Annotated in this window: 16 protein-coding genes; 5 read left to right on the top strand and 11 right to left on the bottom strand. The window is 57.8% G+C overall.

Going from position 1 to position 17,690, the window contains the following annotated elements; translation table 11 throughout:
* Positions 1-9: 9 nt before the first annotated feature.
* The 3 genes from BFG58_RS19360 to BFG58_RS19350 are packed head-to-tail and all read left to right on the top strand — an operon-like array spanning position 10 to position 4,788.
* Entirely contained in the window at positions 10-1,413 is a 1,404-nt protein-coding gene (locus tag BFG58_RS19360; RefSeq protein WP_045909274.1) for a TolC family outer membrane protein, read from the top strand.
* Positions 1,410-3,608 (top strand): type I secretion system permease/ATPase, encoded by a 2,199-nt coding sequence (locus BFG58_RS19355; RefSeq protein ID WP_069720371.1) that lies wholly within the window; start codon positions 1,410-1,412, stop codon positions 3,606-3,608. Before BFG58_RS19360 ends, BFG58_RS19355 begins: the two co-directional genes overlap by 4 nt.
* Before the next feature lie 10 nt (positions 3,609-3,618).
* Positions 3,619-4,788 (top strand): HlyD family efflux transporter periplasmic adaptor subunit, encoded by a 1,170-nt coding sequence (locus BFG58_RS19350; RefSeq protein ID WP_088545052.1) that lies wholly within the window; start codon positions 3,619-3,621, stop codon positions 4,786-4,788.
* 48 nt (positions 4,789-4,836) lie between these two features.
* Here the strand turns inward: BFG58_RS19350 and BFG58_RS19345 are convergent, their stop codons facing one another.
* Complete coding sequence (locus tag BFG58_RS19345) at positions 4,837-5,574, bottom strand: helix-turn-helix domain-containing protein (RefSeq protein WP_048226659.1); 738 nt, start codon at positions 5,572-5,574, stop codon at positions 4,837-4,839.
* A gap of 97 nt (positions 5,575-5,671) precedes the next feature.
* Here BFG58_RS19345 and BFG58_RS19340 point away from each other — a divergent pair, with 97 nt between their 5' ends.
* Complete coding sequence (locus tag BFG58_RS19340) at positions 5,672-6,091, top strand: nuclear transport factor 2 family protein (protein WP_048226657.1); 420 nt, start codon at positions 5,672-5,674, stop codon at positions 6,089-6,091.
* 2 nt (positions 6,092-6,093) lie between these two features.
* On the opposite strand, the gene BFG58_RS19335 is transcribed toward BFG58_RS19340, so the two are convergent.
* From BFG58_RS19335 to BFG58_RS19300, 8 genes are all read right to left on the bottom strand, one after another.
* The gene (locus BFG58_RS19335) at positions 6,094-6,612 is read right to left on the bottom strand and encodes a DUF6622 family protein (protein WP_069720370.1); all 519 of its coding nucleotides are present in this window, start codon (positions 6,610-6,612) and stop codon (positions 6,094-6,096) included.
* A gap of 84 nt (positions 6,613-6,696) precedes the next feature.
* The gene (locus BFG58_RS19330; protein ID WP_080474238.1) at positions 6,697-7,731 is read right to left on the bottom strand and encodes a fimbrial protein; all 1,035 of its coding nucleotides are present in this window, start codon (positions 7,729-7,731) and stop codon (positions 6,697-6,699) included.
* An 11-nt stretch (positions 7,732-7,742) separates the two neighbouring features.
* On the bottom strand, positions 7,743-10,271 hold the full coding sequence (locus BFG58_RS19325) for a fimbria/pilus outer membrane usher protein (RefSeq protein ID WP_083261536.1): 2,529 nt from the start codon (positions 10,269-10,271) through the stop codon (positions 7,743-7,745).
* 44 nt (positions 10,272-10,315) lie between these two features.
* Entirely contained in the window at positions 10,316-10,978 is a 663-nt protein-coding gene (locus BFG58_RS19320; RefSeq protein ID WP_053076387.1) for a molecular chaperone, read from the bottom strand.
* Positions 10,979-11,013: 35 nt separating this feature from the next.
* Positions 11,014-11,559, bottom strand: a complete 546-nt coding sequence (locus tag BFG58_RS19315; protein WP_045909280.1) for a fimbrial protein — start codon at positions 11,557-11,559, stop codon at positions 11,014-11,016.
* Positions 11,560-11,658: 99 nt separating this feature from the next.
* A complete protein-coding gene (locus BFG58_RS19310; RefSeq protein ID WP_063622322.1) occupies positions 11,659-12,282 on the bottom strand; it encodes a LuxR C-terminal-related transcriptional regulator in 624 nt (207 codons plus the stop codon).
* Positions 12,283-12,666: 384 nt separating this feature from the next.
* Positions 12,667-13,848, bottom strand: a complete 1,182-nt coding sequence (locus tag BFG58_RS19305) for a PLP-dependent aminotransferase family protein (protein WP_069720369.1) — start codon at positions 13,846-13,848, stop codon at positions 12,667-12,669.
* Positions 13,849-13,868: 20 nt separating this feature from the next.
* Positions 13,869-14,756, bottom strand: coding sequence for a LysR family transcriptional regulator (locus BFG58_RS19300; protein WP_069720368.1), 888 nt, complete (start codon positions 14,754-14,756; stop codon positions 13,869-13,871).
* Positions 14,757-14,853: 97 nt separating this feature from the next.
* Between BFG58_RS19300 and BFG58_RS19295 the strand changes: the two genes are divergently transcribed.
* On the top strand, positions 14,854-15,456 hold the full coding sequence (locus BFG58_RS19295) for a short chain dehydrogenase (RefSeq protein ID WP_069720367.1): 603 nt from the start codon (positions 14,854-14,856) through the stop codon (positions 15,454-15,456).
* Here the strand turns inward: BFG58_RS19295 and BFG58_RS19290 are convergent.
* Both BFG58_RS19290 and BFG58_RS19285 read right to left on the bottom strand, forming a co-directional pair.
* A complete protein-coding gene (locus BFG58_RS19290; protein WP_069720366.1) occupies positions 15,450-16,184 on the bottom strand; it encodes a bifunctional 2-polyprenyl-6-hydroxyphenol methylase/3-demethylubiquinol 3-O-methyltransferase UbiG in 735 nt (244 codons plus the stop codon). The genes BFG58_RS19295 and BFG58_RS19290 overlap by 7 nt on opposite strands.
* Positions 16,185-16,309: 125 nt before the next feature.
* On the bottom strand, positions 16,310-17,689 hold the full coding sequence (locus BFG58_RS19285) for an amidohydrolase family protein (protein ID WP_069720365.1): 1,380 nt from the start codon (positions 17,687-17,689) through the stop codon (positions 16,310-16,312).
* Between the last annotated feature and the right edge of the window lies 1 nt (position 17,690).

Here is a 17,690-nt window from a genome sequence, read left to right as displayed (position 1 = left end):
GGACATGACATGGGAATGAAGATGCCTTACTGGTGGCTCTCGTGCTGCCTGATATCTGTGCCCGCTTTCTGCGCAAATCCGGCGGCAACCATCAATACCGGACAGCTTCGCGAAACGCAGGAACTCCCCTCACTCAACGGCCGCGTGGCCCCGGTGGCTGGCAACGCCGCTCCCGGTTCATTACAGCTTGGCGAAGCCGTTAACCGTGCCGTCACGTGGCACCCGGCCATCAGCGAAGCCGTGGGCAAACTCTACCAGCAGAGCGAAGAGGTGGACGTCGCGAAGTCAAAATACTATCCGCAGATTAATGCCGGCGTGGACAACGGGTATTCCCACGACGGCGACCAGAATGGCTTTACGCCGTCGCTGGTGCTTTCTCTCTCTCAAATGCTCTATGACTTCGGCAAAGTGGCCAGCCAGGTGCGCGCCGAGAGCGCTGGCGTTGCCCAGCAGCAGGCCAACGTGCTGGTGAGTATCGACACCATCGCCCACGATACCGCCGTCGCCATGGTACAGGTGCAGACCTGGCAGCAGATGGTCGACACCGCCAAAGAGCAGCTTGAGGCCCTCTCCTCCATCGGCACGCTGACCCGCCAGCGTAACGACGAGGGCGCCACGTCGCTCTCTGACGTGGTACAGACCGATGCCCGTATCGAAGGCGCGCGCGCCCAACTGATGCAGTACCAGGCCAGCCTGGAGAGCGCACGCGCGACGCTGATGAGCTTTCTCGGCTGGAACAGCCTGAACGCGATCAGCAACGACTTTCCGCAAAAGCTGGCCCGCAGCTGCGATGTCGCCGAGCCGGACGACCGCCTGGTTCCTGCGGTGCTCGCCGCCTGGGCGCAGGCTAACGTCGCCCAGGCTAACCTCGACTACGCCGACGCGCAGATGACGCCAACCGTCTCGCTGGAGCCGGAGGTGCGCCATTACATGAACGATCGCTACGCGGGCAGCGACACGCGGGATCGCACCCAGTATTCCGCATGGGTGAAAGTGCAGATGCCGCTCTATCAGGGCGGCGGCCTCACCGCCCGGCGTAACGCCGCCGGACACGCGGTGGAAGCGGCACAGTCCACCATTCAGCGCACGCGCCTGGATGTCCGCCAGAAACTGCTGGAAGCCCGCAGTCAGGTGATGAGCCTGCAAAGCACGCTGCAAATTCAGGGCCGTCAGGAGGCGCTCAGCGCCCGCACCCGCGAACTGTACCAGCAGCAGTATCTTGACCTCGGCTCGCGCCCGCTGCTCGACGTGCTCAACGCCGAACAGGAGGTTTATCAGGCGCGCTTCACCCAGCAGCAGACCCTCGGTCAGTTGCACCAGCTGCAGCTCAACTGCCTGTATAACACCGGGCAATTGCGTCATGCGTTCGACCTTGATAACCGCACCATCCAGACCGTGGAGATCCAGCCATGAAGCAGCGTGATATCCCGCAAGGTGAAAACATGACGGATGAGGCGCTGGCCCAGTGGGCGCAGGCCTTTGGCTTTATCGCCACGCGCTACCGCGTCGCCTGCTCGCCCGGCGCGCTGATCGCAGGCGCACCGTGGCTGAAAGGCAAACCGATGGTGCCCGCCCTCACCCAGTTGGCGCGTGAGGCGGGGCTGTCGTTTCAACTGCTCACCGCTGACCAGCAGTCGATCAACAGCTGGCGTCTGCCGGTGGTGGTGGCGCTGAATGACGGCCGGGTCGGTGCGATCGAGCACTTCGACGGCGACGACACGCTGGAAGTCAGCTTCTTCGACGACCAGACCTACACTAACCGGCTGTCGATGACGGCCATGCTGCCCGCCATCCGCCACGTCATTGCCCTGCGACCACTCGCCGCGCTCAAGGACAGCCGCGTGGATGCCTATATCTCAAAATATCGCCCGGACTGGCTCTACCGGCTGGTGATGCGCGATCTCCGCCCCTACAGTTGGGTAATGCTGGCCGCGCTGTTTATCAACGTGCTGTCGCTTTCCGGGATCGTCTTTTCCATGCAGGTGTATGACCGGGTGATCCCCGCCCAGTCCTACCCGACGCTGTACGTCCTGACCATTGGGGTGCTGATCGCCACCCTGTTTGGCTTCGTACTGCGCGTGGCGCGCGGCCACATTATGGATCTGCTCGGTAAGCGCTCGGATATGCGCGTCTCGGATCGCGTCTTCGGCCACGCGCTGCGGCTGCGCAACAGTGCGATTCCCCGCTCCACCGGCAGCTTTATCTCACAGCTGCGCGAGCTGGAGCAGATCCGCGAGATGGTCACCTCGTCCACCATCTCAACGATTGTCGACCTGCCCTTCTTTTTACTGTTCGTGGTGGTGCTGGCGATCATCGCCCCACAGCTGGCGTGGATCGCCCCGGTCGCGGCGGTGATCATGGTCCTGCCCGGCCTGCTGCTGCAGAAAAAGCTGGCGGAGCTGGCAAAGCAGTCGGCGCATGAATCAACCCTGCGCAACGCGGTACTGGTGGAGAGCGTGCAGGGGCTGGAGGACATCAAGCTGATGCAGGCGGAAAACCGCTTTTTGCAGCAGTGGAACAGCTATATCCAGATCACCGCCGAATCCGGCCTGCGCACCCGCGAGCTGACGCAGAACCTGATCAGCTGGGGGATGACCATCCAGAGCCTGGTTTACGCCGCCGTGATTGTGGTCGGCGCGCCGATGGTGATCGACGGCACCCTGACCACCGGCTCGGTGGTCGCCGCCTCGATGCTGGCCTCCCGCATGATCGCCCCGATGGCGACGCTGTGCGGCGTGCTGGCCCGCTGGCAGCAGGTCAAAGCGGCAAAAGAGGGGCTGGACAGCATCATGCAGCTCCCCACCGAAAACCAGCGCGAGGAGACGCCGATCCGCCAGGACGTGCTGCGCGGTCACTACCTCTTTGAACAGGCGCAGTTCCGCTATCAGCCGGACGATCCGCGCATGGCGCTGCGCATTAACCGCCTCGAGATCGTGCCGGGTGAGAAAGTGGCGATCCTCGGGCGCAACGGCGCGGGCAAATCGACCCTGCTGCAGGCGATGGCGGGCGGGATGGATCTGGCGGCGGGCGAGCTGCGGCTCGACGGCTTCAGCCTGCCGCATCTCGACGTGGCGGACGTGCGGCGCAACGTCGGCTTTATGACCCAGAACGCGCGGCTGTTTTACGGCACCCTGCGCGAGAACATCACCCTCGGCATGCCGCGCGCCACCGACGAAGAGATCTTTGAAGCGCTGGAACTGACCTGCGCGGCAAGTTTCGTGCAGAAGCTGCCCAAGGGGCTGGACTACCCGATCATGGAAAACGGCGTGGGGCTCTCCGGCGGGCAGCGTCAGTCGATTCTGCTGGCGCGAATGCTGCTGCGCGATCCGAATATCGTGCTGATGGATGAACCCACCGCCTCGCTGGACGAGCACACCGAGCGGGAATTTATCCAGCGGCTGGGCGACTGGCTCGGGCACCGCACCCTGATCGTCGCCACCCATCGCGTACCGGTGCTGGAGCTGGTGGAGCGCGTGGTCGTGTTGAAAGATGGGATGCTGGTGATGGACGCGCCAAAAGCCCAGGCGCTGAGCAACAGCCGTATGCAGCAGCAACAACAGCAGGCAGCAACCGGACGGGAGTGGAAAAATGAAAATCAGTCAGCGTGACGTGGCGGCAATGGACGATCTGGATAATGCCCTCGACTCCGAAAGCGGCTACACCGGCGCGCGTCGGATCGTGATCTTCTCGCTGCTGATGTTTGTGGTGCTGGGCATCTGGGCGTGGTTTGGCGTGCTGGATGAGGTGTCAACCGGATCGGGGAAAGTGATCCCCAGCTCGCGTGAGCAAGTTTTACAGTCGCTGGACGGGGGGATCCTCACCGAGCTGAACGTCCACGAGGGCGATCAGGTGCAGGCCGGACAGGTGCTGGCGCGGCTTGACCCTACCCGTTCCGAATCAAACGTCGGCGAAAGCGCGGCGCGCTACCGCGCGTCTCTGGCCTCCAGCGCCCGCCTGTATGCCGAGGTGAACGATCTGCCGCTGAAGTTCCCTCCTTCGCTGGCGAAATGGCCGGATCTGATTGCCGACGAAACGCGGCTGTACAACTCGCGCCGCGCTCAGCTGGAGGATACCCAGCGGGAGCTTCGCGCCGCGTTAGATCTGGCGAATAAAGAGCTGGCCATTACCCAGAGGCTGGTGAAGACCGGGGCCGCCAGCCACGTGGAGGTGCTGCGCCTGCAGCGGCAGAAAAGCGATCTGGAACTGAAGCTCACCGACGTGCGTTCGCAGTATTACGTCCAGGCCCGCGAGGCGCTCTCCAAGGCCAACGCGGAGGTGGATATGGTTTCGGCGATCCTCAAGGGCCGTCAGGATTCCGTCACCCGTCTGACGGTAAAATCCCCGGTGCGCGGGATCGTCAAAAACATCAAGGTCACCACCATCGGCGGCGTGATCCCGCCCAACGGCGAGCTGATGGAGATTGTGCCGGTGGACGATCATCTGCTGATTGAAACCCGCCTGTCGCCCCGTGATATCGCCTTTATCCACCCGAATCAGGAGGCGCTGGTGAAGATCACCGCCTACGATTACGCCATTTACGGCGGGCTGCACGGGGTCGTGGAGACGATTTCGCCGGACACTATTCAGGACGAGGCCAAGCCGGAGGTGTTTTACTACCGGGTATTTATCCGCACCAGCCAGGATTACCTGGTCAATAAGGCGGGCAGGCATTTCTCGATTGTGCCGGGGATGATTGCCACGGTGGACATTAAGACCGGAGAAAAAACGGTGCTGGATTATCTGATTAAGCCGTTTAACCGGGCGAAAGAGGCGCTGAGGGAGCGGTAGTCAATCGCCGGGTGGCGGCTTCGCCTTACCCGGCCTACATTGTGAAGCTCAGCGGGACGTGGGGAGGGCATCAGACCGCAACATCGCCCACTGCCCCGGTGTTTTACCGGTCCATGCTCTGAAAACCTCAATAAATGCGCTGACGCTGCTGTAGCCGCAGGACAGCGCAATCCACCCTACCGGCTTCCCCGCCGCCAGCCACTCCATTGCCTGCATGACGCGCGCCAGCTGCCGCCAGTTAACAAAGTTCATTCCAGTCTGGGCACTAAACCGACGATTGAACGTACGCACGCTCATCCCAGCATGAATAGCATGACTCTCGACCGTCTGGTTATCATCGACAAACTGCAGCAAATGGCTGACCACGTTCTTCAGACGCGGATCCGTCGGCACGGGCAGAGAAAAGTGAACCTGGGGCGTCAGGGCAAGCTCATCCAGCAGCAAAGTCAGCTTTCGCGGATCGTACTCGTTCTCTGCACCACATAAACGGGAAAACAGTGCATGAGTGAGATCGTCGGGCTCGAACAGCGCGGGCGCATCGGGAAGCCCTGCACAGCAGGCGGGGTCAAGATAGATGGCGCAGCCTTCTATTGCGCTTTCAGAAAAGGCGGCATGCTGCTGACCTGGCGGGATCCAGCCGATGTGTTTTGCCGGTACGACCGAGCGCGCCTGCTGCGTCTCAATGACCAGCAGACCCGTTGCAATGCGCCACAGCTGGCCGGTGCGATGACTGTGCCACGGTGTTCGATACCCGCCGGGATGACGGAGCGTTTCAAAACTGACCATCTCATTTTGACCGAAAATCGTTATTCATCGACCTATTACAGAAACCACGTCTTCAGCTGTCAAGGATAATGGGGACTCAACCACATAAGGAGCCCGTATGAGCATTATCACCTCCCTGGTAGCCCAGCCTGACAACGCCGCGCAGCGCGAAAAAATGGCGTGCCTGTTAACCCGCTTATTCAACGGCGATATCGATCCGGCAGAGGTATTTACGCCCGATTACCAGCAGTTTACGGACGGTCACGCCCTTGACTACCGGGGTTTTATTCAGCACCTGAACCACGTTCGCTCGCAGATCCGCGCGATCGCCTTTAGCGTGGCGGAGATAGCCTGTCATGACGAACTTCTGGCTGACCGGCATATCGTGACGGTCACGTATCCTGATGGTCGTCAGGCAGAGATAGAGGTTTATCTGTTTGCCGCGCTGCGTGAAGGGAAAATCTGGCGGATCCATGAAGTCACGCGAGCCCTCAGCGGCGATGCTTCAGATCGCACCCTGGCACACGCGACAGAATAACGTCACTCCGCCGGGCGCGGCGCGGTACGGCTAAACACCTCAACATACCGCGTAAACTTGCCGATAAACACCCCGGCAAACAGCCCGCCGGAGACAATCGCAAGGGCGCTGATGGCGGGCTGCTGCAGCGTCTGCGGCGCGATGGCGCTCATTACCCCCAGCACGTATTTCACCGCGAACGCCAGCATCATAAACGGCAGCGCGGTGTAATCCGCCTGGCGGCAAAGGGTACGCGGCGCGGCGGCGCGAGTTACCGCCGTCGGGCGAATCAATGCGTAACCCAGCGCAGCGCCAGCCAGAATGCCCGCAAGCCACATCGACAGCGTCGCGACGCTGAGGGTGCGGTACATCACCAGATCGTAAATATCCCATAGCAGAAAAATGGCCGGGATTATCGCCAGTTTTTCCAGCGTGACCGTGGCGGGCCGGCGGGCCCGGAGCCCACGAGAAACCAGAAACACAAACAGCACCCAGACCCAGATGGGGGTGTGCGTCAGAATACCAGTCAGTTGTTCGAACATAGCTGTTTACCGTGGGTATCACGCGGCCGTTATCGCGCGGGATTAGTATTACGCAAAATAGCCCGCGCGCAATCCCCACTTTTGTTACTTGAACGTCACGGTAAAGGTGGCTGTCGCACTGTAATCCCCAAGCTTCGGCGTCGTGGTCGTCCATATAAACCCTGCGTGATAATCATGCGTGAGCCGATCTCCACCGATCGTTCCTATCTCCTGAGGCGTGTTCAGCGCAATGCGCGGCTCCATCAGGCTGCTGGCGGAAATGATAAACCCAAAGCCGCTGTCTGCCGCGGGCATGATGATTGCCCCGTCTTTGACCGTATTCGTCGAGCTTAACGTCATCAGCAACGTCTCCCCCGTGCAGGTTTTACCGCTGGCTTCACGCGTCAAATCGACCTGTAGCGTAAAGGGTTTTGTTTTTTCAATCTTACCGGGCGTCGCCCAGCTGCCGTTGATGACGCCAAAGTCGAGGGTATCGGGTACCAGCAGCACTTTTGGCGTGCAGGCCAGAAAGGTGATTTTATCCAGCCCGGTAATGGTCAGGTTAAAGTTACCGTCCTGAGTCACCGTGCCGCCTCGCAGACCGCCCACGCCATCTACCTGAAAGAGCGACAGGCTGACATCCCCCATCACTTTGCCATTGGTGGCCGCCGGAAGGCCGGTGGTTTTGATGTAAACCTGATAGGTGAGCGTGAACGTCTGCGGGGCCGCCGGGGAGAGACAGCCTTTGTTGCCGTTAGGGCGGCACACGGTACCTGGTCCAATTTCTATTTTATCGCCCTTCTTCAGCTTGTAATCGACGTTCCTGAAGGTGATGCCAATCTCCAGAGAGTTGTGCACGTTTTTCACCGCATCTTTCGGATCGAGCCATAAATAGGCGCTCTCGCCGTTTGGATAGGCGTCCGTGTCAGAGCAGGTAAACGTCGCCGTGATCGGTGACGATACCCATATTTTGGTGTTGGTGCCGAAGTCGCCGATTGACGCTTTGATGATGCTGTTAATGGCAACGTACTGGCTCACCGAGCCCTGGGCTTTACAGGTCAGCGCCATAACGGTGGAAGAAAACAGGCCGAAGCAAAAAATCACCGCGGCGTACAGCATATGTCGTCCCTGAAATTGCATTGTCCTCTCCTTTATCGACAAATTGCGCTGATCTCGCGATAGCCCGCGGTATCCTGTTCACGCCGTTCCTCATCCGGAAGCTGGATGCGACACTGTTCGTCATCCCCCTCCCCCCAGCGAATGGCGATCGCTTCGCCCGGCAGCACGCCTGAAACAAAAATATCCCCGTCAGGCCCGACAATGCCGTTGTTACGCTCGCCCCGGCTGTAGGCCTGCGCGCCAACCGGCGGCACGCTGTTGTCGGGTCGTTTGCTGTGAATCAGCACGCTGTCGCCCCGATATGTTTCAAACGTCACGCGCGTAATCGCGCCGCGGGTAGGGACGTTATTCTGGGTGGCAACAGGCACGTCGAGCCCCTCCGGGAAGTCCTGGGTGTTCAACGACCAGGTATTGTTGCGATAAGGAATCGCATGCGGGGCAACGGCATAGCCCGCAGCGTCGATCCGCACTCCGGCCTGATTCTCTACCCTCACCCCCTGCGCATCCTGAGCCTCAATCAGGGTAAAGGTACTGCCCGGTGGCTGGGACAGCGTCACGCCGCCAGCGTGAGCAAGGATACCGCCGCTGAGGTTCATGCTGCTTTGCTGCACATCTTCCGCTCTGGAATAGCCCAGCCACAGATTTCCGGCGCCCCCCTTGTAGCCCATGCTCAGATCGCCCGCCGTCCCCTCAGCATCGTTTTGCTGCACCTGCATGGCGTAGCTAAGGCGGTTATCCTCAAGCAGGGAGCCACTCAGCCCCGCGGAGGAGGACACGTTTCCGGCACGATCGGCGTGAAGGCCTGTCGTCGCCGTCGCCGGGTGGCTGCCAAAACTGAGCGGCAGGGACAGGCGCAGGTTAATGCTGCTGTCATGTGCAATGTAGTGGTTGCGCGTATTCTGGTAGTACAGACTCCAGGTCACATTGCCCAGCCGTGAGGTAAAGCCAGACTGAACCGTGGTATCAGAACCGGCATCCTGCCAGTAGCTTTGCTTGCTGAAGGTGAGATAAAGCTGGCTGATCTCACCTATCTGCTGGCTCATTGAGATATCCAGCCGCGCTTTTTTGGTTGCGTAGCGGCTGTCGTAATGGATTTCAGGCTTTGACGCGACCCAGTCAGGGTTATCCTGATCGGCGTCATCCCAGTAATAGGTTTTATATCGGCCATTATCCCAGCGGCGACGTTCCTGAACCGACTCCTGGAAATCGTAATAACCGGACGAGGAGTAACGATAGCCCGCCACCTGGAAATCGGTGCGGGAATCGAGAAAGGATTTCGCGTACAGGAAGCGAGCGCTCCCCCCTTGCTCATCGTCGCCCCGCGCCAGCCGCGTGTCGGATAACGCCAGATCGACGGACACCGCGCCAAAATGCCCCATGTTTTTGCCCACGCCCATCGCCGCGCTGCGGTAGTGTTCCGCCGAAAGCAGGCCGCCCGACAGGGTCACCGTATCGCTCATCCCTCTGGCGAGCTGGCTTTCAACAAACGCAGGGGCATAGCCGTCGGCACCGTCATGATATTTTGCGGCCGTGATTTCATAGTTCCACTGCCCCTTGCGAACCAGTCCCGGGAGCACGGTATAGGGGATCACCAGATTGGTTTTCCGTCCGTCGGTTTCAATGATGGTGACAAACAGATCCCCGCTCTGACTGACCGGCACAATGTCATCAAACGCGAACGGTCCCGGCGGCACGTTGGTGGAGTAGATCAGATACTTATTCTGTCGAACCTCCACGCGGGCATTGCTTTCCGCCACGCCTCTGACGACAGGGGCATAGCGCGACTGGCTGTCTGCACGCATCATGGGCTCCGAGGCCAGCTGCACCCCACGAAACGGAATACTGTCGTAGAGGGTTGTTCCGGTACTCCCTTGTCCCAGCAGCAGACGACTCCTGAGTGACGGAAGCGCCCTTTCAGCCCACGACGAGACATTTTTCCAGTGGCCCGTTTCCCCATCCCGCTTTGTCAGGTTCGCCATCTGGCGCAAGCGCCACGCCCCTATATTGATGCCGTTATTCAGGTAAAGGTAGGCGTACTGGCTGTTTTGCCCGTAGCTTCTGATGGTGTTCGCCGCCAGGTTGTAGTTCACAAAAGCGGCATTGATGCCCTCGTCGTAACGCGTGGCGGGTACCGTTCCGCGCGGTTGCGTCAGCATATTGAGCTGGGGAACCTGAATATCCAGCCGGTGCTCGGTCATCGTAACGTTCATGGACGCCCCCGCAATCCGGCGCTCGAGGGGATAGCACGACTCGTCATCGTCAGCGGGAAGAGCGACGGACCACGCGCGTAGCCGATCGGCGCTAATGCACGGGTGCAGCGCGCTGTCGGGCTTATCGCGGACGATCTCAACGTCACGCTGTTCAACGAGCTTTCGGTTAACGTAAACATCGAGGGAATAGGTTCCGGGAATAATGCCGGAATCAGGGTCGATCAAATTAATGAACGATTGCTCGCCCGTTCCATGAAAAAATGCGGTGTTATATTCACTTTGCGCCAGACATTCGCTGCCGGAAACCAGTAAAGAGGTAAGCGCGCACAGGGGGATCCATGTTCGTTGCATAATGATTCATCCATGACATTATTTAATAATCTGCAACGGTGGGCTTAGTGCATTTTCACGTCGGCAACGCCGCCGTAATCGTTAATGTACGTTAAGCCAACCACCCGCGAGCCTTTGGGAAAAGGAATCGTTTCGCTGCCAAAGGGAGCGATCATCGGGGCCGTTATTTTTTGTTCTTTTCCCTGCGGGGTTTTAATAATTAACTGGCTCAGGCTAATATGCAGAGGCCCCGGATTGCTGACGACCAGTGCCTCACTGCTTTTCGTCAGCGTTAACTGACCTATCTGCTCGTCCAGTTTTGCCTTCATCCCAACCGGGCGATAAAAAAGCTTAAGGCGCGTTCGAATCGCCAGCTGCATCACATTAGGCTCGCTGGCCCGGGGCGGTATTTCCTGAACGTTAATCCAGTAAACGCTTTCTCTGTCGGTCGGTAATCCTTTACCGGAATAGATAAAACGTAACACGGCGGATTGATCGGGTTTCACCTTCATAATAGGCGGCGTCACCACCATCTCTTTTCCGGGCTTGTCTGAATCTTCGTCCAGCCAGGTCTGGATAATATAATTTTTTTGCGACGCGTTATGCAGCGTTAACGAGGCCGATTTATTCTCACCGGAATAAATCACCCGTGAACTTTCAATCTGAATAGCTGAAATAGCCGATGCGGAGTACAGCGCGAATAGCGCAATAATAAGTGACTTCATCATACCACCTTAAAAGCAGGCCCGAAGGCCTGCTCCTGTTATTGTTGAACAATGGTGAAGGTGGCCGTTGCGTTTGCTTCCCCGGTGGTGACCGCATCTTTGTTATAGGCGTAATAGTTCGCTTTCAGGAAGAACGTCCCGCTGCCCGAGGTGTCGCCTTCAGCAATGGTGATGCTGGCATCGGATTTATCAAGGGTTTTGGATAAGGTAATGTTCTGGTCGGAGATATCTTTAATCTGAATCCCCACCCCTTTTGCCGTGGTGCTGGCGGTCGCGTTATCCAGGTCCAGCACGTTCGGCTGACCGGACGGGCTGACGCCGTCAAGAACCAGATAATAGGTGCCCGGCTGACAGCCCGTCAGGTTAATGGCAAAGCCCACCTCCGGACCGTTAGCATCTTGTTTTAAGGTTTCCATCGGAATAGTTCCCATCGGAACCGTAATTTCGGCAGTGCTTTCCCCGGAGAGCTTGCAGGATGATGAGCCAATTTGCCCTACAAATTTTAACTTACCGTCTGCCGCATGGGCAAAAGAGGTAAAAAGCCCCAGGGCAACCATCGCCGCGCAAAGAGATTTCAATTTCATATACAGCTCCTTCTGTTTATACAACATATTATGAATAACAGTGCATCGTTTCTGCCTGAATACTACACCCGCATAAAACGCTTCATTTCCCGGCGAACGTTATGTAACCTTTATATCCGTTGTCAGATAATGATAAAGCCCGGTAAGACTCTCAACCTGGAGTTTGGAATAAATGTTACGCCGGTGAATACTGACCATCTTCTCACTAATATCGACCTGCCGGGAGATCTCTTTATTACCTTTCCCTGTAATAAAAAACGGCATCAGGTCTAATTCCCGGTGGGTGAGATTTGAATTTTTCTTAATCATCGCCCAGGTTTTATTGGTCACGGATTTTGAAATAATCTGGCCAGCCTTATCTTTGACCATAAAAGTGCTGAGTTTATCAAATGATTCGCTGTTATCAATTAAGATATCCGCAACCGAGTCCAGCAAAATATTTTCAGTCACTTCCACAATTCGCGCATTAGTCGTAATAATAAGTATATTGTCAAAAACATTCTGGCGCTTCATCTTTAACAGTAACAACAGTAAACCGTGGTCAGCAATATAATAGTCAATGATTATCGTGACCGGTGATCTCATTACCATCGTGCTCAGCGTTACGCTGGCTTTTTCAAATGCTAAAAACTTCAGTTCCTGCTTATCTCTCTGGCAATTTTGTATGATTTCACTCAACCCAATTCTGAACCAGACATTATCAGATACACAAATAATCATCATCCGTAACCTTATACTGATCCATGTATAACATTCCGGGAATAGAGCCTGTGAAGTGATTTAACCCTGAGCGAACGCTAAAAAATCATCCAACGACTGCGCTTATTCCATGAGACATTATTCAGATCAAAATGAATGAGATGCAAATAAGAATATGGGCAACAAGTGTAAGAGCAATCCGAAAAAGGATAATACAAAAAATGCTTTTCTTAGAAGAAAAGCATTAATAATTAATGAGTTAGATAATGTTAATTTTGGTATTACTTTTCGAATACAATCCAAAAACATGGCCCGGGTATGATCCTGCGCAAGTTAACGTGAAGTTCCTGATCTGCATTTTCAGCTTCACCGCTTAAATAACGTCCAGAATCATACCCCACCATTCTGTTATAAAGAGGCTTTCAGGCGTCGAACGGCCTCTTTCAGCTCTTCATCCGTTGGCGTGACAAACGACATGCGCAGCGTCGCTGGGTCCGGCTCATTGCAGTAGAAAAATTCGCCCGGCACAAATACCACGCCGTTACTTAACGTTTTTTCCAGCCAGCGGGTGGTGTTCATGCCGTTGTTCATTTTCGCCCACAGGAACATGCCGCCCTTCGGCTTGTGGAACGACATCACGTCGCCCAGCTCGGCTTCCAGTTCCGTGGCGAACGTCTGGTATTTCTGACGATAGGCTTCGCGGATCGTTTTAATCTGATCGGCCAGACGGCCGGTCTTCAGGTACTCATACGTCATCAGCTGCGACAGCGTGCTGGTGTGCAGATCGGTGGTTTGCTTCAGGTTCACCACCGCGCGCTTCAACCATTCCGGCACCACCACCCAGCCTACGCGCGTGCCCGGCGCAAGGATTTTAGAGAAGGTGGAGGTATACACCACATTCTCTTCGTTGCCGATATCTTTGGCATGGGCAATTAACGGGCGGAAGACTTCATCGGTATAATTAATTTCGCTGTACGGATCGTCTTCAATGATCACGAAGTCATAGCGCTTCGAGAGTTCCACCAGCTGCTTACGGCGCGCTTCGGAAAGCGTGACGCCGCCGGGGTTACCAAACGTTGGAACGATATACACCGCTTTAATGGCTTTTTTGGCCACCAGCGCTTCGAGCTCATCCACCTTCATGCCGTCGCCGTCGGTGCCAACGGATTCAAAATTCGCCTGCGCCAGGCCGAATACCTGCAGGGCGGCGAGATAGGTTGGACGCTCGACGACAACAATATCGCCCGGGTTAATTAACGCGCGCGCCAGCACGTCGAGGGACTGCTGTGAACCGGAGGTCACGACCACGTCATCGGCCTTACAGCGAATGCCACGCCCCTCGCAAATGCGCTGAATCTCTTCCCGCAGTCCCAGTACGCCTTCGGTCAGGCCATACTGAAACGCCTCGCCAAAATGCTGAGATAATACGGCATCAGCAGCGATTTTCAGCCCTTCGCGATCGAACAGATCGGGATTAGGAATACCCCCGCCCAGCGAAATGACGCCGGCCATTTTGCTGTGTTTTAATAATTCACGGATGGCAGATGATTGCAGGCCCTGCGCGCTGCTGGCGAGTTTACTCACGGACATTCTTTGCTTACCTTCTGTTTTTATAGTGTGCTCAATCTTAGCAGAATATGGGCGATAAATTCCGTCAGCTTAGGCAGTGGCCGCAAATCCTGGCGCCACAGTAGATGCACAGGCCTTGGCGCGGGCGTGAACGGTTCCATTACCCGCACCAGTCTGCCGCTTGCCAGTTCTTCCGCCACCAGCACTTCCGGTTGCAGCAACAGCCCCGCCCCGGCTCGCGCCGCCATGCGTAAGCCGTAGCCGTCGTTACACCGTAATACGGCATCCCGTTTCCAGCGCACCTCCCCTTCCACGCCCGGCAGCCGCCACTCGTTGCGTGCCGTCCACACCGTGTGCGAAAGACAGAGATGATCCACCAGATCGTCTGGCATTTGCGGCGTGCCGTGTCGCGCTAAATAGTCCGGCGCGGCGCAGATCACCATGTTGTAGGGGCACAGGTATTTCGCCACCAGATCGTCGTTGCGAACGTCGCCAATGCGAATGGCCAGATCGACGCCCTCCTCCACCAGATCGACCATTCGGTTGGTGAGATCCAACTCGATGCGTACCTCCGGGTAGCGCTGTAAAAAGGTGGCCGTCAGCGGGGCGATCACGCAGCCGCCAAACGACGTGGGCGCCGTGACGCGCAACGTTCCGGCAGGTGCAGCACGGAGCCGCTCGACTGCATTCTCAGCAATGGAGACCTGCTCCAGCACCCGCTTCGCCTCGTCGAAATAGACGCGTCCGGCATCCGTCAGGCTCTGGCGGCGCGTGTTACGCTCCAGCAGGCGGGTGCCAAGCTGGGATTCCAGCAGCGCAACGTACTTCCCCACCATTACCGCCGAAATCTCCAGCCGCGCCGCCGCACCGGTGAAGCTGCCGCTTTCCACCACGGCAATAAACGTCTCCATGCTGCGGAGCTTATCCATATTCCAAACCTCTGGTTAGCAATCTTCTAACTTTAGCCCAGTTTATCCGCATTTTAATTTATTAAAGAATGAAGGCTCACAACATAAGGAGTCGGCTATGAAAATCGTCATTATTGGTGCCAGCGGTACGGTCGGTCGTGCGGTAACGGAAGAGCTGAGTCGTCGCCACGAGGTCATCCGCGTCGGTCGCACGCAGGGCGACGAGCAGGTGGATATCACCTCGCAGTCAAGCGTTCAGGCGCTGTTCGAGAAAATCGGCCAGGTGGATGCGATTGTGTCCGCCAGCGGTGGCCTCTACTTCGGCCCGCTCGCGACCATGAAAGACAGCGACTTTAACCAGGGGCTGCAGGATAAGCTGCTGGGGCAGGTGCGCCTGGCGCTGACCGGCCAGCACTACCTGAATGAAGGCGGCTCGATTACGTTGATAAGCGGGATCGTGGCACACGAGCCGATTGCGCAGGGCGTGAACGCCACCACGGTGAATGCCGCGCTGGAAGGGTTTGTTCGCGCGGCAGCCTGCGAACTGCCGCGCGGGATCCGCATCAACCTGATCAGCCCGACGGTGCTTACCGAATCGGTCGACACGTACGATGGCTTCTTCCCGGGCTTCGAAAGCGTGCCTGCCGCCACGGTGGCGCAAGCCTATCGTCGCAGCGTGGAAGGCGTGCAGACCGGGCGCGTATACAAGGTCGGCTACTGATCCTTGCGGGCGGCGATCAGCACCAGCATCGGGCGCTCCGCCTCCTCGGCCAGCGCGGGCCAGGCGTCAATCTGCGCCTGCGTTGGTCCCCACTCGTTGACGTTGCTTATCGTTAATCCGGCCTTGATCAGCGCGTTAAGCGTGGTGCCCAGCGTGCGGTGGTATTTGATCACCCCGTCCGCCAGCCAGTTGCTGACGCGCTGGCCTTCGTCCTGATAATGATTCACGCCCCAGAACCTCTCGCCGTTATCGTCGGTCAGCCAGCCCTGACGCGAGGCGCAGGTATATATCGGGTGCTCCATCGAAAAGACCAGGCTGCCGCCGGGCTTAAGCGCGCGCTGAGCCTCGGCAAATACCGTGTCCAGTTCCGGCAGATAGTGCAGCGCCAGCGAGCTGTAGACCAGATCGACGCTGTTTTCGTCGAGGCTGAGAGAGTCCAGATCGCTACGCTGATAGTGAATCAGTGGGTCCGCGGTAAGCTCCGCTGCGCGGGCGAGCATCTTTTCTGAGATATCGATCCCCGTGACGTGAGCAGCACCCAACTCGCGCGCGGCGCGGCAGAACCAGCCGTAGCCGCAGCCGAGATCGACAACCGATTTGCCGGTTAAATCGGGCAGCAGGCTTTTCAGCGCGGGCCACTCCGGCGCGCCGTCCAGCCCCTGCACCGAACGCGGAAGCTGGGCGTAGCCTTCAAAAAACGCCGGGTTGTCGTAGATGTTTTGTGCCATGGCAGATCCCTCTTTAAGAATGTGCACAGCAGTATACTGCATTGTCGGGTGGCGGCTTCGCCTTACCCGACCTACAAAATCTCCGAACCGTAGGCCGGGTAAGCGCAGCGCCACCCGGCAACCCATTAGCCCACCGTACCCCAGACCAGATTTCCTTTATGGAACGTTGCGGTACGCGGGGAAATGCGCGCCACGGCTTCGGCGGAACAGGAGGCGTCCACCAGCACAAAGCTGGCGTCATCCTGCACTTTCGGCCACACGCGTTCGCCTTTGTCGTTCAGCGGCAGCACGTCGCCGGTCGCAATCCCCAGCGCACGGGAGAGCGTTTGCTCGTTCGGGCGAATATAGAGCTGGGCATAGAGATTGGCTTTCTCCAGCATGTCCCCCAGACCGTACGGCGACCAGTGGTCGATCACGCTGTCGGTGCCGGTCATCACAAACACGCCCTTGTCCCGCAGCTGCTTCAGCGGCATATGCAGGGTGCCAATCGGCACGGTGGAGGCGATGGTTACCTGCTGCGCCGCCATGCGGGTGGCAATCTCATCCACCTGCTGTTCGTTGAGCGTCGCCAGCGCGAAGGCGTGGCTGATGGTGAGTTTCCCCTTCAACGCCGGCGTTTTCTCCACGGTTTCGACCATGTAGTTCACCGCCGCCACGCCCGCCGGGCTGGTTTCGTGCAGGTGAATGTCCACCCCTTTGTCGTAGTCCAGCGCAATCTGGAACATCAGATCGAGAGATTTCTCCATCGCGCCGTCGACGTTGGTCGGGTCCAGCCCGCCAACGTAGTGCGCCCCGGCCTGCATCGCCTCGCGCATCAGCTTTTCAGAATTCGACAGCAGCAGCCCGTGCTGCGGGAAGGCGACGATTTCGCAGTCAAAACCAGGTTTGCGGCGCGCCAGGACCGCCTGCAAATTTTCCAGGTTTTTCAGGCCGGAAACCGGCTCAATGTTGCAGTGGCTGCGGGCGATGGTGGAGCCTTTCGACTGGATCAGGTCGATCAGCTTTTCCGCACGCTCCTGGGTGTAGGGCTGCAGCTCAGGCAGCAGCTTCTGTTCCAGGCGGATCATATCCTGAATCGTGGTGCCCGCCGGGCGGTTGAGCGATCGCCACGGGCCGCCGTAGAAGGTTTTATCCAGGTGGATGTGCATGTCGCGCATTGCCGGGAGCATCAGCTTGTTGCCCGCATCATAGTGCGGCAGCGTGGCGTCGGCGTGGCGCTTGTTGTCGTGCAGGGCGACGATCTTCTCGTCCTTGATCTCCAGCGTTTTCAGCTCGGTACGGGTGCTCGTCGCCACACCGCCGTCGAAGTTAAACCCGGCTTCGAGCAGCACGTTGTCCAGATAGTAATGTTTCGCGGTGATATTCATAGGCTTACCGGTCTCGCAGAGTGGCTTTGCGGAGTCAGCAGCATACGCGACGGATCCGGTCGCGCCAAACAGCGCGCAGGCGGTCACCATTTTGCCGCTCTGGCTGATAAATTCACGGCGGCTTTTGTTTTCACTCATC

Source organism: Enterobacter sp. ku-bf2 (assembly GCF_001742765.1).
GTDB classification, from domain to species: Bacteria; Pseudomonadota; Gammaproteobacteria; order Enterobacterales; family Enterobacteriaceae; genus Enterobacter; species Enterobacter quasiroggenkampii.
The sequence above is the reverse complement of the archived record's forward strand: the minus strand, read 5'-3'. Positions and strand labels throughout refer to the sequence as shown.